At 73.6% G+C, this 16552-nt stretch carries 17 protein-coding genes; 7 read left to right on the top strand and 10 right to left on the bottom strand.

Going from position 1 to position 16552, the window contains the following annotated elements; translation table 11 throughout:
* The first annotated feature begins 60 nt into the window (after window positions 1–60).
* The gene (gene ppc / locus RWK90_RS09150) at window positions 61–2943 is read left to right on the top strand and encodes a phosphoenolpyruvate carboxylase (protein ID WP_314036987.1); all 2883 of its coding nucleotides are present in this window, start codon (window positions 61–63) and stop codon (window positions 2941–2943) included.
* An 11-nt stretch (window positions 2944–2954) separates the two neighbouring features.
* Here ppc and RWK90_RS09145 read toward each other — a convergent pair whose 3' ends face one another.
* The 4 genes from RWK90_RS09145 to RWK90_RS09130 are packed head-to-tail and all read right to left on the bottom strand — an operon-like array spanning window position 2955 to window position 6128.
* Window positions 2955–4169 carry an MFS transporter gene (locus RWK90_RS09145; RefSeq protein WP_314036985.1) on the bottom strand — a complete coding sequence of 405 codons (1215 nt, stop codon included), beginning with the start codon at window positions 4167–4169 and terminating at the stop codon, window positions 2955–2957.
* Window positions 4170–4180: 11 nt separating this feature from the next.
* A complete protein-coding gene (locus tag RWK90_RS09140) occupies window positions 4181–4954 on the bottom strand; it encodes a LysE family transporter (RefSeq protein WP_314036984.1) in 774 nt (257 codons plus the stop codon).
* Window positions 4951–5571, bottom strand: coding sequence for a methylated-DNA--[protein]-cysteine S-methyltransferase (locus tag RWK90_RS09135; protein WP_314036981.1), 621 nt, complete (start codon window positions 5569–5571; stop codon window positions 4951–4953). The genes RWK90_RS09140 and RWK90_RS09135 overlap by 4 nt, the downstream gene beginning before the upstream one ends.
* Window positions 5568–6128, bottom strand: coding sequence for a sigma-70 family RNA polymerase sigma factor (locus RWK90_RS09130; protein ID WP_314036980.1), 561 nt, complete (start codon window positions 6126–6128; stop codon window positions 5568–5570). Before RWK90_RS09130 ends, RWK90_RS09135 begins: the two co-directional genes overlap by 4 nt.
* 182 nt (window positions 6129–6310) lie before the next feature.
* Between RWK90_RS09130 and RWK90_RS09125 the strand changes: the two genes are divergently transcribed.
* The gene (locus RWK90_RS09125) at window positions 6311–7396 is read left to right on the top strand and encodes an alpha/beta fold hydrolase (protein WP_314036978.1); all 1086 of its coding nucleotides are present in this window, start codon (window positions 6311–6313) and stop codon (window positions 7394–7396) included.
* 74 nt (window positions 7397–7470) lie between these two features.
* On the opposite strand, the gene RWK90_RS09120 is transcribed toward RWK90_RS09125, so the two are convergent.
* From RWK90_RS09120 to RWK90_RS09100, 5 genes are all read right to left on the bottom strand, one after another.
* On the bottom strand, window positions 7471–7899 hold the full coding sequence (locus tag RWK90_RS09120) for a hypothetical protein (protein WP_314036976.1): 429 nt from the start codon (window positions 7897–7899) through the stop codon (window positions 7471–7473).
* Entirely contained in the window at window positions 7896–8279 is a 384-nt protein-coding gene (locus RWK90_RS09115; RefSeq protein ID WP_314036974.1) for an MTH1187 family thiamine-binding protein, read from the bottom strand. Before RWK90_RS09115 ends, RWK90_RS09120 begins: the two co-directional genes overlap by 4 nt.
* A gap of 62 nt (window positions 8280–8341) precedes the next feature.
* The gene (locus tag RWK90_RS09110; protein WP_314036971.1) at window positions 8342–9436 is read right to left on the bottom strand and encodes an LLM class flavin-dependent oxidoreductase; all 1095 of its coding nucleotides are present in this window, start codon (window positions 9434–9436) and stop codon (window positions 8342–8344) included.
* A 21-nt stretch (window positions 9437–9457) separates the two neighbouring features.
* Window positions 9458–10402: an SDR family NAD(P)-dependent oxidoreductase gene (locus tag RWK90_RS09105; RefSeq protein ID WP_314036969.1), complete on the bottom strand. Its 945-nt coding sequence runs from the start codon at window positions 10400–10402 to the stop codon at window positions 9458–9460.
* Entirely contained in the window at window positions 10399–11166 is a 768-nt protein-coding gene (locus RWK90_RS09100) for an SDR family oxidoreductase (protein WP_314036967.1), read from the bottom strand. Before RWK90_RS09100 ends, RWK90_RS09105 begins: the two co-directional genes overlap by 4 nt.
* 158 nt (window positions 11167–11324) lie before the next feature.
* Here RWK90_RS09100 and RWK90_RS09095 point away from each other — a divergent pair, with 158 nt between their 5' ends.
* The 4 genes from RWK90_RS09095 to RWK90_RS09080 all read left to right on the top strand — a co-directional run bounded on the left by RWK90_RS09095 (window position 11325) and on the right by RWK90_RS09080 (window position 15036).
* Window positions 11325–12698 carry an NAD(P)-binding domain-containing protein gene (locus RWK90_RS09095; protein ID WP_314036965.1) on the top strand — a complete coding sequence of 458 codons (1374 nt, stop codon included), beginning with the start codon at window positions 11325–11327 and terminating at the stop codon, window positions 12696–12698.
* Window positions 12695–13369, top strand: coding sequence for a TetR/AcrR family transcriptional regulator (locus RWK90_RS09090; protein ID WP_314036963.1), 675 nt, complete (start codon window positions 12695–12697; stop codon window positions 13367–13369). Before RWK90_RS09095 ends, RWK90_RS09090 begins: the two co-directional genes overlap by 4 nt.
* Window positions 13366–14313: an alpha/beta fold hydrolase gene (locus RWK90_RS09085; RefSeq protein WP_314036961.1), complete on the top strand. Its 948-nt coding sequence runs from the start codon at window positions 13366–13368 to the stop codon at window positions 14311–14313. Before RWK90_RS09090 ends, RWK90_RS09085 begins: the two co-directional genes overlap by 4 nt.
* 171 nt (window positions 14314–14484) lie before the next feature.
* Window positions 14485–15036: a YceI family protein gene (locus RWK90_RS09080; RefSeq protein ID WP_314036959.1), complete on the top strand. Its 552-nt coding sequence runs from the start codon at window positions 14485–14487 to the stop codon at window positions 15034–15036.
* Window positions 15037–15209: 173 nt separating this feature from the next.
* Here the strand turns inward: RWK90_RS09080 and RWK90_RS09075 are convergent, their stop codons facing one another.
* Entirely contained in the window at window positions 15210–15806 is a 597-nt protein-coding gene (locus tag RWK90_RS09075) for a maltokinase N-terminal cap-like domain-containing protein (protein WP_314036957.1), read from the bottom strand.
* A gap of 231 nt (window positions 15807–16037) precedes the next feature.
* Here RWK90_RS09075 and RWK90_RS09070 point away from each other — a divergent pair, with 231 nt between their 5' ends.
* Window positions 16038–16475, top strand: a complete 438-nt coding sequence (locus RWK90_RS09070; protein ID WP_314036955.1) for a hypothetical protein — start codon at window positions 16038–16040, stop codon at window positions 16473–16475.
* The last annotated feature ends 77 nt before the right edge of the window (window positions 16476–16552 follow it).

The following is a 16552-nucleotide window of genomic DNA, read 5'->3' as shown; positions in this document are numbered from 1 at the left end:
GGATGGGGGCGCGGGCCAGGTTTCACGCGCCTGTCATATCCCGCGCCTACTGTGGCGGGCATGGCCGACACCACCCAGTCCGACCAGCGCCCGACCGACCAGCCGAACACCGACCAGCCCGACGTCGATCAGGTCGCGCCCGACGGCGTCGACCCGCTCGAGGACGCCGTCCGCCCCCTGCGCGACGACGTCCGGTTCCTCGGGGCCCTGCTCGGCGACACCGTGCGGGAGCAGGCCGGCCAGCGGATCTTCGACCTCGTGGAGACCGCGCGGCGCACCGCGTTCGCCGTCCGCCGCTCGGAGGCCGACCGCGACGAGGTCGCCGCCCTGTTCACCGACGTGCCCGCCCCCGAGGTCATCCCCGTCATCCGAGCGTTCTCACTGTTCGCCCTGCTGGCCAACGTGGCCGAGGACCTCCACCAGGATCGGCGTCGCCGCATCCACACGGCCGCCGGGTCGCCGCCGCCCGACGGGGACCTCGAGGCCACCTGGTCACGCCTGGCCGAGACCGAGCCGGACCGCGACAAGCTCGAGACCGTCCGGTCCACCGCCCGGGTGGTCCCCGTGCTCACCGCGCACCCCACCGAGACGCGCCGCCGGTCGGTCTTCGAGATCACCCGCCGCGTGCTCGACCTCATGCGCCGCCGCGACGCCCTGCGGACCGGGCCCCAGGACCGCGTCACCGAGGCCGAGCTCGCCGAGGTCGAGACCGACATCCGCCGCCAGGTGCTCACCCTCTGGCAGACCGCCATCATCCGCAGCCAACGCCCCCGCATTGAAGACGAGGTCCTGGGCGGCCTGCAGTACCACGAGGCCACGCTCATGGACGTGATCCCGCCGCTCAACGCGGAGATCGCCGAGCGCCTGGGGTGCGGCGACCGGCCCGTCGTGCGGCCCGGGACCTGGATCGGCGGGGACCGCGACGGCAACCCGTACGTCACCGGGGACGTCGTCCGCTTCGCCACCGAGCAGGCCGCCGCCCTGCTGCACCAGCACTATGCCCACGAGCTGCGGATGCTCGAGCGGGAGCTGCCCCTGTCGCGGCGCGTCGTGGACGTGCCCACCGCGCTACGCGACCTCGCGGACTCCCTCGGGGAGGAGGAGGGCGAGCTCACCGCCGCGCGGGAGGACGTGCCCTTCCGCCGCGCCGTGAGTGTGGTCCGGCGTCGCCTCGCCGCGCGGGGGACCACCTCGTCGTCGTCGCCCCTGGCAGGCGGACACCGCGACGGTGACGACGACGAGGTCTTCACCGCCGAGCCGTACGCCTCCCCCGGTGAGATGCTCGCGGACCTGGACGTCATTGACGCGGCTCTCGGGGAGTGTGGGTCCGAGATGCTGCGCTCGCCGAGGCTGCGTGACCTGCGGTGGGCGGTGCGCACGTTCGGGTTCCACCTGCAGGCCCTGGACATGCGGCAGAACTCGGAGTCGCACGAGGAGGTCCTCACCGAGCTGTTCGCCAAGGCCGGCGTGAGCGAGGACTACGCGGCGCTCGACGAGGACGCGCGCGTGGAGCTGCTGCTGCGCGAGCTCTCGCACGACCGGCCGCTGCTCGGGCCGCGGGCGGAGCTGTCCGAGCTGGCGGCCAAGGAGCTCGGGGTGATGCGGGCGGCCGCCGCGGCCGTGGACCTGCTCGGCGCGGACGTGGTGCCGCACTACATCGTGTCGATGTGCGGGTCCGTCTCCGACCTGCTCGAGCCGGCCGTGCTGCTGCGCGAGGTGGGGCTGTTCTCCGGCGACCCGGCCGAGCCGCGGTCGAGCGTGCGGCTCATCCCGCTGCTGGAGACCATCGACGACCTCGCCGCCGGGCCCGGCATCCTCGACGCCGCGCTGGCGATCCCGCAGTTCCGCGCGCTCATCCGGGCGCAGGGCGACGTGCTGGAGGTGATGCTCGGCTACTCGGACTCCAACAAGGACGGCGGCTACCTGGCCGCGAACTGGGCGCTCTACCAGGCGGAACGCGATCTCGTGGAGGCCGCCGACCGGGCCGGCGTGCACCTGCGGTACTTCCACGGCCGGGGTGGGGCGGTCGGCCGCGGCGGCGGCAACTCGTACGAGGCGATCCTCGCCCAGCCACCGGGCGCGGTGCAGGGGGCGCTGCGGATCACCGAGCAGGGTGAGGTCATCTCCGCCAAGTACTCCGAGCCGCGGCGGGCGCGCCGCAACCTCGAGGCGCTGGTCGCGGCCACTCTGGAGGCCTCCCTGCTCGACGTCGAGGGCCTCGGCGACCGCGCCGAGGAGGCCTACGGCGTGATGGCCGAACTCGCGACGCTCGGCCGGCAGGCGTACGCGTCGCTCGTCCACGAGGATCCGGGGTTCATCGAGTACTTCACCACCTCCACGCCGGTCGCGGAGATCGGAGAGCTCAACATCGGCTCGCGGCCCACCGCGCGCAAGCAGACCTCGTCGGTCGAGGACCTGCGGGCGATCCCGTGGGTGCTCTCGTGGTCGCAGTCGCGGGTCATGCTGCCCGGCTGGTTCGGCGTGGGCACCGCGCTGCGGACCTGGATCCACGAGCGCGGCGAGGACGCGGCCGACGAGCGCCTGGCCACCCTGCGGCGACTGTACGACGACTGGCCGTTCCTGCGCTCGACCCTGTCCAACATGGCCCAGGTCATGGCCAAGGCCGACATGGGGCTGGCCGGCCGGTACGCCGAACTCGTTCCCGACGCCGAGGTGGGCCGGCGCATCCACGGGGTGATCGCCGACGAGTTCGAGCTCACTCGCGAGATGCTGCTGGCGATCACGGGGCAGGAGACGCTGCTCGACGACAACCCGGCGCTCGCCCGCTCGGTCCGCAACCGCTTCCCCTACCTCGAGCCGCTCAACGTGCTGCAGGTGGAGCTGCTGCGGCGCTACCGCGCGGGCGACGAGGACCCGGCCGTGCGCACCGGCATCCAGCTGACGATGAACGGCCTGGCCACGGCCCTGCGGAACTCGGGTTAGCGCCCGGCGACTCAACGCCCGGCGGCGGGGACCTCGCGCAGCTGGGACATCGTCAGGGGGATCAGCAGTACGCACACTCCGGCGATCGCGGCGATCCACGGGACGGGCCCACCGAAGCGCGCGACCTCGGCGATCGCGTACGGCGTCGCCATCCCCACGTACGCGAGGACGTAGAACACGGCGACCAGCCCCGCGTGCTCGTCGGGCCCGGACTGCAGCTCCACCTCCACGAGCCCGCCCACGAGCAGCGTGCCGTAGCCGGCACCCAGCAGGACCGCCACCGGCAGCATGAGCACCGCGCGCAGGGGCAGGTCCTCGGCGGCGGCCAACCCCGCGCCGGCGGACATGCCCAGCGCGGCGGCCAGGAGCCCCGCCACCGGCACCCGCCACGGCGCGGTCGCGGACGCCAGCCGGCGGGCGGCGGGCTGGACCAGCACCCCGGTGCCCAGCGTGATGCCGGCCAGCACCCCCGCGTACAGCACCGGCATCCCGGCGGCGTCCCCGCCGAGCAGACCGGCCAGCACGATGAACGACATCGAGGCGCAGCCGAACACCAGCGCGGCCCACGGCGCCACGCCCAGCGCGAACCGCCGGCGGCGGGCCCCGACGGGCAGCAGCGGCACCCGGGTGGCGGTGTCACGCGGGACGAACGGGTCCGCCGCGTTCCACGCCAGGACGGTGGCGACCACGCCCAGCACCAGGTGCGGCAGATACGGGGTGAAGGTGGGTGCGGGGAGGAACTCGCCCATGATGCCGGCGGCCAGGGCGCTGAGCCCGAACCCGCCGGAAACCGCGGTGGCGGCACGGCGGGCCCCGGCACCGGGTGGGGCCGCCGCGGACAGTTCCTTGATCCAGGCGCTGCCCGGACCGAACGCCGCGCCCGAGGCCACGCCGGCGAGGAACCGCCCGAGGTACAGCCACAGCGGGTCCTGCGGCCCGAGGAGCATGAGCACGGTCGCGATCAGCGACAGGACGAGCACCGGCCGCATGAGCACGCGTCGCCCGTTCGTGTCCGACCAGCGGCCGGCGAGCACCAGGGCGGGGATCAGCCCCACGATGTAGACGGCGAACATCGCGGTCACGTCGGACTGGCCCAGGCCGAGCTCGCGCTCGTACATCGTGAGCAGCGGCGCGAACTGGTTGGCTCCCCAGCCGACCGCGAACATCGCCAGCGCGGCGCGGGCCCAGTCGCGGCCGCCCACGACCTCGCTGCGACGACTGCTCATGGGGATCGAACCTAGCCGCCCGCGACGGAGGCGACCGCCCCGATCACGAACGCCACCCCCACCGCCACGAACAGCGCGCTGGCCACGAGGTCGACCCACGGCAGCAGCCGCCCGACCCGCTCGTTGACCGCGCGGTGCGAGGCGATCATCGCGAGGCCGGCGAACCACGCGAGCGCCACGGCGAGCATCCCTGCGACGAGGGCCACCGACCACGCCACCGAGACCTCGTCGTGCAGGAACGGCGTGAGCACGGCGCCGAAGAACACCAGGGCCTTGGGGTTGGCGAGGTTCGTGGCCAGGCCGCGCGCGACGTCCCCCCGCACCGGATCCGCTACCCCGAGTCGGGATCCGCTACTCCTGTCGCGGTAGCGGATCCCGACTCCGGGTAGCGGATTCTGCGGGGCTGTGGCGGGGGCGGGTTCGGTGGGTGCGGGCGACGCGGCGTTCGTGGGCGAGGCGGGGCCGGTGGCCGGGGCGGGATCAGTCGGCGCGCTGCGAGAGCGCCACCACCCGCGCAGGCCGAGGACGCCGAGGGTGGCCAGCAGGAGCCCGCCGGCGACCTGCAGGACCGTCATGACCTGCGGGTACACGCGCACCAGCGTGGCGACGCCGGCGAACGCCGCCCCGAGCCACACCGTGAGGCCGGCGACGATCCCCACCGCGGTGGCCACGCCGTGCCGCCGTCCGGCGAGGGCGCGTTGGAGGACGACGACGACGTCGGGCCCCGGCGAGACGACCGCGATCGCCCACACCCCGAACAGGCCGAGGAGCTGCGCCGCGGTCACGCCGCCGATTCCATCGCCAGGAGCCGCTGCTTGGCCGCGAGCCCGCCGCGGTACCCGCCGAGCCCACCGTCGGATCGGAGGATCCGGTGACACGGCCACACCAGCGGGAGCGGGTTCGTGGCGCAGGCGGTGCCGACGGCGCGGACCGCGCCGGGCCGGTCGAGGGCGGCGGCGATCTCCCGGTACGTCGCCGTGCGCCCGTAGCCCACCCGGGCCAGGTGCTGCTGGACCTCGCCGCGGAAACCGGTGGCGAGGCGGGTGTCCAGTGGCAGGTCGAAGTCGCGGCGCTCGCCGGCGAGGTACTGCCCGATCTGCGCGGCGGCCGCGTCGAGGACCGGCGAGGCTGCCTGCGCCCGCAGGACGCGCGGGCCGATGCGGGTGGCGAGGGTCGCCAGGACCGCGTCGGCGTCCTCCACCTCGAACGCCACGTACGCCAGTCCGAGCGGGGTCGCGGCCAGGAGCAGGCCCCCGATGGGCGAGTCCACGGTCCGGTAGAGCACGTCGGCCAAGCCCTCGGTCTCGGCATCGCGGGCCAGGCGCTCGCGGAGCCGGCCGGTGTCGGCGGGCGCGGCCCGCAGCGTGGCGATCGTGGGGTCGGTCGTAGCGTGCTCGGTCATGGCGCGACCTCCTGTGACTGTGCCTGTGTCGGTGCCTGTGTCGGCGGCGGGGTGAGTGTCCTGCGCAGGGCGGCGATCCCGTCGGCGGCAGCGCGCCGTGCCGCCGCCTCGGTGCCGCCCGTGAGCTCGGCGATCTCGGCGTAGCGCAGGCCGCCCAGGTACCGGTACGCCACACAGAGGCGCTGCCGGGTCGGCAGGGCGGCGACCGCGTCCCAGATCCAGCTGCCGTCCTCGTCGTCGTCGACCCCGGGGGCTCCTCGCGCCCCGCCCGCACCCGACGCGCGGGCCTCGAGCACGGCGACGTCGTCGGCGACGCCGGTCGGGACCGCGGTCCGGGACGCGCGGCGGACCACGTCGACCGCCCGGCGGTGCGCGACGCGGACGAGCCACGCCTCGACGTCGGTGTCCTCGGGCAGCTCCGGCCACGCCCGCAGCGCGGACAGGAACGTCTCCGACCAGGCGTCGTCGGCGTCCGCGCCGGGGCCCAGGACCGCGCGGCAGACCCGCAGCACGGTGGCCCCGTGCCGGTCGACCACGGCGTCGAACGCTGCCCTCATGTGTGTAGATCCTGCCCTCGTCGGTGATCGCCGGCCCGCGCGCCCCGCCCCCGGGCCGGACGCGCGGACGGCGCGGTTCGACGAGTAGTCGCGCGGCGCCGCGGATTCGTGAGGTAATAGTGTTCCCAATCCGGCGCGGGGCTCGCATACTGGTGCTCACCGCCCGCTCCCGGGGAGTTCCCATGCTCGGTTCCCGCACACCCGCACGGCCCGCCGGCCACCGCCCCGAACGCGGATCCCCGCGCCGATCCGCGCGCTCGCGACTGGCCGGGGCGCTGGCCGCGCTCGCGCTGGCGGTTCCGCTCGCCGCGGCGGTGGGATCAGCGCAGGCCGCCGGTGCCCTCGCGCCGCGGGCGCACGCGCAGTCCCCGCTCGACCAACTCGGCGCGCTGGCCGGTCAACTCGGCCCCCTGGCGGGTCAGCTCGGACCGCTCGCCGACCAACTGCGTGAGCTCGACCCCGCCGGGGAGCTGGGGCCGTACGTCACCGAGGCCCTGGGCGGCGTCAACGGCCCCATCGGCGCCCCCGGGCCGCCCGCCGCGGTGGACGCGGCCGTGACGTGCCGACCCACACCCGCGCGACCGCGGCCGGTGATCCTCGTGCACGGGACCTTCGACAACGGGCCCAACACCATGCCCCGGCTCGGCGATCCGCTGCGGCGGCAGGGCTTCTGCGTGATCGCCCCGACCCTCGGCGCCTACGCCGGCAACCCGGCCCGCGGCGGCCTCGACTCGATCGTCGCCGCGTCGGGTCCGCAGCTCGCCGGGGTGATCGACCACGTCCGCGCGGTGACGGGGGCACCGCAGGTCGACCTGGTGGGCTACTCGCAGGGCGCCTCGATCGCCGGTTACACCACCAAGGTCCTGCGGCCCGGCGCCGTGGCGAACGTCGTCTCCGTGGGCGGCTACTGGGGCGCCGACAACAGCGGGCTCATCCCCCACCAGCTGCCGCGCGAGGTCGCCGGCCTGGGGCTGTGGGGCGCCAACCTGCGCGGACTGGCCGAACTGTCCCCGGGCAGCCCGATGCTCGCCGCCTGGTACGGCCTCGACCGCACCCCGTTCCTCCCCGGCGTGGGGTACACGCTCATCGCCACGCGCGGCGACCACCTGCTCCCGCCCGAGCGGAGCTTCGTGCCCGGCCCGGGCGTGCGCTGGGTGGTCCCCGAGGACGCGTGTGGGGGCGGGCCCACCTCGCACGGCGGGATCGCCGTCGACGGGCGGACGCACGCGCTGGTCGCCGGGGCGCTCGGCGGGGCCGGGGGCTGCTGAGCGGGCCGGGAGGAGGCTGAGCGGCGCGGGTCAGGCTGAGCGGCGCAGGTCAGGCCGAGCCGGCCGCCGTGTGATCAGCGGTGCTCGCGCGCGTAGTGCTGGTACAGGTCGTAGGCGTGCCGCAGCCCGAGGCCCGGGTGGGAGACGCGCAGGCGGCGCACGGCGTCGATCTCCCCCGACGATCCGCGGATCGCGGCGGCGACCTGCTCGGGCCGGATGGCCGCGGCGATCCGCAGCGAGCGCTCCTCGTTGCGTCCGCCCAGCCACCAGCGGTGCGCGGCCGCGCCCAGCAGGAGCACGGCGATCGCCGCCCACAGCAGCACGTCCATCACGCTGGGCGAGCCGGAGAGCAGCTGGGCCGCCGCGATCACCAGCGCACCGGCACCGCCGGCCGCCGTGGCGATCACGTACGCGACCGTCGCCCCACCCCGCGGGCGCCTCAGGTGTTCGGCCATCGCGTCAGCGGCCGGCGACGACGACTCCAACGGACCGGGCCACGTCACGAGTGCAGCTCCTCGTCGTCGTCGGAACCCTCCCCGGTCACACCTGCCCCACCGCCGCCACCGGGCGCGCCACCCCCGCCGCCCGCGAGGTGACGCTCCACCCGCTCCACCTTCCCGCGCAGCTCCCCCGACCGCCCCGGCCGCAGATCCGCCTTGAGCACCAACGAGACCCGCGGCGAGACGGCCAGCACCGCGTCGGTCGCGGCGCGGATGACGGGCATGACCTCGTCCCACTCGCCCTCGACGGTCGTGAACATCGAGGTCGTCTCGTGCGGCAGCCCGGACTCGCGGACCACCCGGACCGCCTCGGCGACCGCCTTGCTCATGGACGCCGACTCGTCCGCGGTGGACGTGGGGGCGATGGAGAAAGCGAACAACATGGCATCACCGTAAACCCGCCGCGCCGGATCGTGCAGACGACGCCACCCGCGCGATAGCTACGTCACAGGCGCGAGACCGTCTGCGGCACACCCGGGGTGTACCCCGCCTCGGCGAGCAGTTCCCGCACCCGCGGGATGACCTTGCGGCCGTACAGGTCGATGCAGGTCATGAGGTCCTCGTGCGGGGTGGGGCCGCTGGCGTACTTGAGGTCGAAGCGGTCCAGGCCCAGCGTGCGGACCGTGGTGGCGATCTTCTGCGCGACCGTCTCCGGCGAGCCGACGTACATGGCGCCGGAGCGGACCTCGCGGTGGAAGTCGGCCTCGGTCGCGTCGCCCCAGCCGCGCTCGCGGCCGATCTGGTTGCGGTTGACCAGCCAGTGCTTCACCGACAACTCGGCGGCCTTGGCGTCGGTCTCGGCGACGAAACCGGGCGAGTGGACGGCGATCGGCAGGCGCGGCGCGTCGCTGCCCGCGAGCTGGGCGTTGGCTTCGCGGTACAGGTCGGCGAACGGGGCGAACCGGCCGGCGGGCCCGCCGATGATCGCCAGCATGAGCGGCATCCGGTAGCGGGCCGCGCGGACCACGGACTCGGGGCTGCCGCCCACCGCGATCCACGACCGCAGCCCGTTCTGGGTCTTGGGATAGACGTGCTGGTCGACCAGCGGCGGCCGCAGCTCGCCCGACCACGTCACCGGCCCCTCGGGCAGCAGCGCGGCGAACAGGTCCAGCTTCTCGCTGAACAGCTGCTCGTACTGGGACAGGTCGAAGCCGAACAGCGGGAACGACTCGGTGAACGAGCCGCGGCCCAGCACGACCTCCGCGCGCCCGTTCGACAGCGCGTCGATCGTGGCGAAACGCTGGAAGACGCGGATCGGGTCGTCGCTGGACAGCACCGTCACCGCCGAGCCGAGGAGGATGCGCTCGGTGCGCGTGGCGATGCCGGCCAGGACCACGTCGGGGGCGGAGACCGCGAAGTCGGGGCGGTGGTGCTCGCCGATCCCGATCGCGTCCACGCCCACCTGATCGGCGAGGACGGCCTGTTCCACGACGTCGCGCAGGACCTGCGCGTGGTGGACGGGCCGGCCGCCCGGGTCGACGGTGGTGTCGCCGAACGTGTCGAGGCCGAAGGCGACGCGGGAGGTGTCTGCGGAGGTCATGCGCACAGCATAGTTGATCCGTCACCTAGCGCGCGGGGACGCCGCCCTGGCGCGCTCCGTGCGCACGTAGCGGGTGATCGCCCGGTCCATGAGGCCCGGGGCGAGACGGTGTAGGCGCCACGTGGCGCGGGCCCGGGCGGGTTCGACGACGAGAGCGCGGTTGCCCGCCACTCCCGCGAGCACCGACGCCGCCAACCTGTCGGGGTCGAGCGGTCGGCGCACGCCCTGCCCGTCGAGGTAGAAGTGCCGCCCGTCGAAGCCGTCGAGCTGCCCCTTGTCGAGGATCGGCGTCTCCACCGCCGCGGGACACACCACGGTCACCCCGACCCCGCGGCCGGCCGCCTCCGCCCGCAGCGACAGGCCCAGGCCGACCACCGCGTGCTTGGTCATCGCGTAACTCGTGATGAGGCCCGCCGGACACAGCCCGCCCATGGACGCGGTGAGCACGAGCGCCCCCGAGCCACGGGCCACCATGTGCGGATACGCCGCGTGCACGCAGTGGACCACCCCGCGGACGTTGACGTCGATGATCGCGTTCCACCGGTCGAGGCCGAGCTGCTCGGTGTCCCCGCCCCACGTGATGCCGGCGTTGGCGAACATGAAGTCCAGCCCGCCGCGGGTCGCGATCACCTGCTCGACCAGCGCCGAGACCGCGTCGGCGTCGGTGACGTCGAGGCGTGCCGGTTCGGCGCTCCCCGCCGGAGCGGGATCGCCGTGGACCGCGGCCCTCGTCGTCGTCCCCGTCGTCGTCCCCGTTCTCGTCCCCGTCGTGCCCACCGCGGCCGTCACCTCCTCGGCCACCCGGCGCGCGGCGGCGAGGTCGATGTCGGCCACCACCACGTGCGCGCCCGCCGCGACGAGCGCCCGGCACAGCGCGGCGCCGATACCGGACCCGCCCCCGGTGACGATCGCGGTCGCCCCGGCCGGGCTCGGCGTGCGGGGCGCCCGCCGCGACGCCGCCGTCACGAGAACGCCCGCATCGCCGCCCCCAGGACATCGGGGTAGCGGCGCAGTTGGGCGCCACCGTCGATCGCCACGTCCTCCCCCGTCATCCACTCCGCGTCCGCCAGGTGCAGCACCGCGCGGGCGACGTCCTCGGCCGTGCCTCGGTGCGCGATCGCGGCGTTCTCCGCGTACTCCTCCGCCAGGCCCGGGATCTGCAGCACCGGCTCCGTGAGCGGGGTGACGAGGAAGCCGGGCGAGACGGTGTTGACGCGCACGCCGCGCTCGCCGAGCTCCAGCGCCGCGACCTGCGCGAGCATCACCAGGCCCGCCTTGGCCGCGCAATAGGCGGCCATCCCCCGGCCGGGCTGGCGGGCGTTGAGCGAGGCGATCGCCACCATCGCGCCGCCGTCGCGGACCGCCCGACTACCGTGTTTCAACACGAGGAACGCGCCCGTCAGGCACACGTCCACGACGCGGCGGAACTCGTCGGAATCGTGCTCGGTGACCAGCCCGAGCGTGCTCACCCCCGCCGTGGTGACCACCAGGTCCGGCGCGGCGCCCGCGAACAGCTCCTCGACCGACGGCTCGTCGGTCACGTCCACCCGACGCCCCTCGTGGCCCGCGCCGGCGAGCTCCCCGGCTCGGCCCGCGGCGACGTCGAGGTCGAGGTCCGCCACCGTCACCCGCCAGCCGGCGTCGGCGAGGGCGCGGGCGGTGGCCCACCCGATGCCCGAGGCGCCGCCCACCACGACGGCGTGACGAGCCGGTTCCACTTCGACGGCCATACGGCCTCCCCTCGGTCGACAGTGGGCGCCGACGGTGCGCGACACCCCGGTAGAGGAAGACGTTGACGGCCGTCAACACGGACCATAGTGTGATGCGTGCCATAGCTTCCTGTTCCCGGTGAGTGTGCCTCGCCGGGGACCGCGCCGAAGGGGTTCGCATGACATCGACCTGCAGGATCGCCGTGATCGGCGCCGGCATCAGCGGCCTGACCACGGTGAAGATGTTGCGCGACTACGGGATCGACGTCGTGTGCTTCGAGGCGTCCGACCGGATCGGCGGGAACTGGGCGTTCGACAACCCCAACGGCAGCTCGAGCGCGTACCGCTCCCTGCACATCGACACTTCCAAGCACCAGCTGAGCTTCCGCGACTTCCCCATGCCGGAGGAGTTCCCGGACTTCCCCCACCACACCCAGATCAAGCAGTACCTCGACGACTACGCCGAGGCGTTCGACCTGCTGCGCTCGATCGAGTTCGAAACCCGGGTCATGCACGCCGAGCGCCTGCCGGAGGGCGGCTGGGAACTCACCCTCGCCGGCGCGGACGGCAGCGGCCCCACCGAGACGCGACACGTCGACGCCCTCGTCGTGGGCAACGGACACCACTGGGATCCGCGCTTCGCCGACTTCCCCGGCGAGTTCACCGGCGAGATGATCCACTCCCACGCCTACATCGACCCGTGGACCCCGCTGCACCTCATGGACAAGAAGATCCTCGTGGTGGGCCTGGGCAACAGCGCCGCCGACATCGCGGTGGAGCTCTCGTCCAAGGTGATGCGCAACGAGGTCACCCTCTCGACCCGGTCGAGCGCGTGGATCGTGCCCAAGTACATCGCCGGCAAGCCCGCCGACAAGTACTTCGCGACCTTCCCCTACGTGCCCTACTCGTGGCAGCGCAAGGTCATCCAGACCATGCAGCCCATGTCCGCCGGCCGGCCCGAGTCGTACGGGCTGCCCAAGCCCAACCACAAGTTCTTCGAGGCCCACCCCACCCAGTCGGTCGAGCTGCCACTGCGGCTGGGCTCGGGCGACGTCACCGCCAAGGGCGACATCGAGCGCCTCGACGGCCGCACCGTCCACTTCACCGACGGCACCAGCGCCGAGTTCGACGTCATCATCCAGGCCACGGGCTACAACACCACGTTCCCGTTCTTCGACCGTGACTTCCTGTCCGCCGACGCCCACAATCACGTGCCGCTCTACAAGCGCATGTTCACCCCCGGGATCGAGGACCTGGCGTTCGTCGGGTTCGCCCAGGCCACCCCCACCCTGTTCCCGTTCGTCGAGGCGCAGGCCCGGCTCGTCGCCGCGTGGGCGGCCGGGCTGTACCGCACCCCACCTGTCGAGGAGATGAAGAGGGTGATCGTGGAGGACGAGAAGAAGTACATCGGTCACATGCTCGACACCCCACGCCATCAGCAGCAGGTCGACTACTTCCTGTATGAACACGACATGCGTACCCGTGAGATACCCCGAGGACTCGACCGCGCCCGCGCCCACGGCCCCGCCTTCCGCGCCAGGGTGACGGCATGACGCCAGCGGCGCCGTCGGGCAACACCTCCCCGCGCGGGGACCGGAGGCGTGAGGCACTGCTCGTCGCGCTCGATGAACGGCTGAAGAGCACCCCGCTCGACGACATCTCGGTGGCCGACCTCACCGACTCCGCCGGCATCACCCGCTCGGCGTTCTACTTCTACTTCGACTCCAAGGCCGCCGCCGTGGGCGTCCTGCTGGCGATGGTGCAGGACGAGGCGAGCACCGCCGTCGACACCGTCGTGGGCGGCGAGGGCGACTTCCGCACCCGCGTCACCGCCGCGCTCGAACGACTCACCGACCGCGTCCTCGACAAGGCCCACATCTACCGAGCGCTGCTCACCGCCCGCAGCAAGCACGCCCAGACCCGCGCGCTGTGGAACGAGGGCCGCACGCGGCTCGCGGTGCGGGTCGCGGAGTTCCTGCGCGCCGAACGCGCCGCCGGCCGCGCCCCGGACGGGGTCGACGCCGACGCGCTCGCCGAGGGGCTCATCCACATCAACGAGACCGTGCTCGAACAGCTGGCCCACGACCCCGACGGGACCCGGGAACCGCTGCTCACCGTGGCCGCCGACATGTGGGTCCGCACGGTGTACGGCCGACCCGACCCCGCCGTGGACCCCGGTACGGGCGCCGCGGCGGCCGCCGCCGATCCAGGGAGAACCGCATGACCACCGCCGTCGACGTCACGTTCCGCTCCGGCACCGGGCCGCACGCCGCCGAGTGCCGCGGGACCTTCCTGCCCGCCGCCGGCGCGGGCGGCACAGGTGCGGGCGGCCCAGGTGCGAGCGGCACCGGCACCGGGCGCCCCGCCGTGGTGCTGGCCCACGGTCTGGGCGGGACCGTCGACTCCGGGCTCCTGCCGTTCGCGGAGGCGTTCGCCGCCGCGGGGTACGCCGCCCTGGCCTTCGACTACCGAGGCTTCGGCCGGTCCGAGGGCAGCCCCCGCCAGGTCGTCTCGCCCGCCCGCCAGCAGGAGGACTACCGCGCCGCGATCGCGGCCGCCGCCGCCCAGCCCGGCGTCGACCCCCGGCGGATCATCCTGTGGGGCTGCTCGCTCGCGGGCGGCCACGTGCTCGAGGTGGCACGCGGACGTGACGACATCGCGGCCGTCATCACGATGATCCCGCTGGTCGACGGCCGTGCCGCCGCCGCGGCCGCCGCCCGCCAGCACAAGCCGACCTCGCTGCTACGGGCGACGGGCACCGCGATCGCCGCCAAGGCCCTCGCGGCCGCCGGACGCGAGGAGCCGCGGCTCCCCCTGGTCGGCCCGCCCGGCTCCGACGCGCTGCTCTCCCTCGACGGGTACGAGGAGGCGTACACCTCCGTCGCCGGGCCGTCCTGGCGCAACGAGGTGGGCGCCTCCATCGGCACCGAGTTGGGCTCGTTCCGGCCCGGCCGGCACGCCGAGGACCTCGCCGACGTCCCCGTGCTGTTCCAGATCGCCGACCTGGACCGGAGCGCGCCGCCACACGCCGCGGCCACGGCGGCGGTCGCCGCGCGTGCCGAGGTCCGCCACTACCCCGGCGACCACTTCGACCTGTTCGACGGCCGGCCGTGTCACGAGAGCGCGGTCGAGCACGCGGTGCACTTCCTCCGGCGGCGGGTGGGCTGATCCGTCACCCCGCAGGTCATCGCCCACCGCCCCTCGAGCGCCGGCGAGTAGGGTGTGAAGCGGATCACAGGACTGGGTAGTTGACGCGTCACCCATGAGCGCCTATCGTTGGTGACACAACAACAAGAGCAGCGTCCGGCTCCGCCCGGACCGATCCCACAAGGAGTCATCATGACCGCGAACCTCACCGACCTCACCGGCACCTGGACCCTCGACCCCACGCACACGCGTCTCGGCTTCGTCACGCGTCACGCGATGATCACCAAGGTGCGCGGCGCGTTCAACGACTTCACGGGCACCGTCACCGTGCCGGCCGAGGGCATCGACGGCGCGAAGGCCGAGGTCACCATCAACGCCTCGTCCATCGACACCCGCAACGCCGACCGCGACGGGCACCTGAAGTCCAACGACTTCTTCGACATGGAGAACTACCCCGAGATCACCTTCACCTCGACGAAGATCGCGGCCAACGGCTCGGGCGGCGTGGACGTGACCGGCGACCTCACCATCAAGGGCACCACCAAGTCCGTCACCATCCCGTTCGAGTACGAGGGCACCGCCACCGACCCGTTCGGCAACCTGCGCGCGGGCTTCGAGGGCACCACCACCCTCAACCGCAGCGACTTCGGCCTGACCTGGAACGCCGCGCTCGAGACGGGCGGCGTCCTGGTCTCGGAGAAGATCACCCTCGAGATCGAGGTCTCGGCCATCAAGAGCGCCTGACCCGACCCGGCGGCGCACCCCGGTGCCGCCGCACGTCAACGCCCGCCCCGGCAGCCGTCGGGGCGGGCGTTCGTGGTGGCGGTCGTTCGGCGAGGTGGTGCGGGACCGGGCGAGGTGGTGCGGGACCGGGCGAGGTGGTGCGGGACCGGGCGAGGTGGTGCGGGACCGGGCGACTAGGTGACGACGACGAGGACCGCGGTGTGCGTACCGTCGCCGTCCTCCCAGGTCCCGCTGAGCGTGCCGGGTGAGCCGATGAGCGGGCGCTCGGCCTCGGCGTCGTTCTCCTCGTCGACGACGCGGATGACCCGCGGGGTCGCCTCGGCGGACTGGCCGATCCCGTCGCCGCCGCCGCGGATGTTGACCGGCGAGGGGCTCACGGTGCCGTCCTCGACCTGCAGGTGGTCGGCGGCGGTGTCGCGGTGGCTGATCACCCGGCACACCTCGGCCACGTACACCGGGTCGGAGGGCGCGTCGTAGACCCACCGGCGGCCGAGGACCGAGTGCTCCATCACCCCGACGAGCGCCTCGGAGGCGTCGGAGAGCTCGCCGCCCCGGTACGTCACGGGCACGTGGTAGGTCCGGGAGCCGTCGGAGAGCAGGAACGACTCCATCCCGACCTCACCGTCCGGGTCGACGAAGCGGTAGGCCGTCACCTGCTCCAGGCGCTCGGGGTCACCGTCGAACCAGTCCTGCCGGCGGACCCACCCGCGCAGCAGGTCCAGCTTGCCCGGGTCGAGGACGGCATCGTAGATCTCGGCGGTTCCACTCATGGGCTAAGCCTCCCCGAAGTCGCACGGTCCGGCAAACGATCGGGCATCCGGGTGGACACATGAAGAAGAATTCGTACAGTCCGCGTTTCCCCTGCACAGCGAACCTGCACGCCCGGCTGACAGACGGTTCCATGTGAGCGGGATCACAGCCAGGTGCCGATCGTGTCGCTACGGTTGCCCGCATATCGCCGGGGAGATCCCCTGGAATCCCGATAGGAAGGTGTGACGCACATGAAGAAGACCATCGCTGTGATCGGTTCCGCCGCCGCCCTGTCCTTCGCCGGTGCGGGGCTCGCCTCGGCCCAGAGCGCCGTTCCCGGCCTCGACGCCGGTTCGCTCGGCGCGGGCGAGACCGTCGAGACGCCCGCCGAGGTCTCCGAGATCGCCGAGCAGCTCTGCGGCACGATCGACGCCTACGACTTCCTCGGCTCGGCCGAGGGCGTGGTGCCCGGGCTGAGCGGCGAGGACTGCCGCGCCAACGCTGACGCCGCCATCGCCGCCGCCTTCTCGGGCGACATCCAGGGCGCGATCGACATCCTCCAGGGCATCGACGCCGAGGTCCCCGACGAGGATGACGCCGAGGGCGATGTCGACACCGAGGAGCCCGTCGAGGGCGAGAACGTCGCGCCCGAGGGCGACGATGAGCCCGTCACCACGGCCGTCGCCTGAGGGTTGACCCTGAAGGAATGACACCGTGACGGCCTGATCATCAGGCCCCGCGACGCGGCCTCGGTCCCCCGTGGGGG

The sequence above is a fragment of the Dietzia sp. CH92 genome (assembly GCF_032248695.1).
Classification (GTDB): Bacteria; Actinomycetota; Actinomycetes; order Mycobacteriales; family Mycobacteriaceae; genus Dietzia.
Note: the sequence above shows the minus strand (reverse complement) of the source record. Positions and strands in the feature narration are given on the sequence as shown.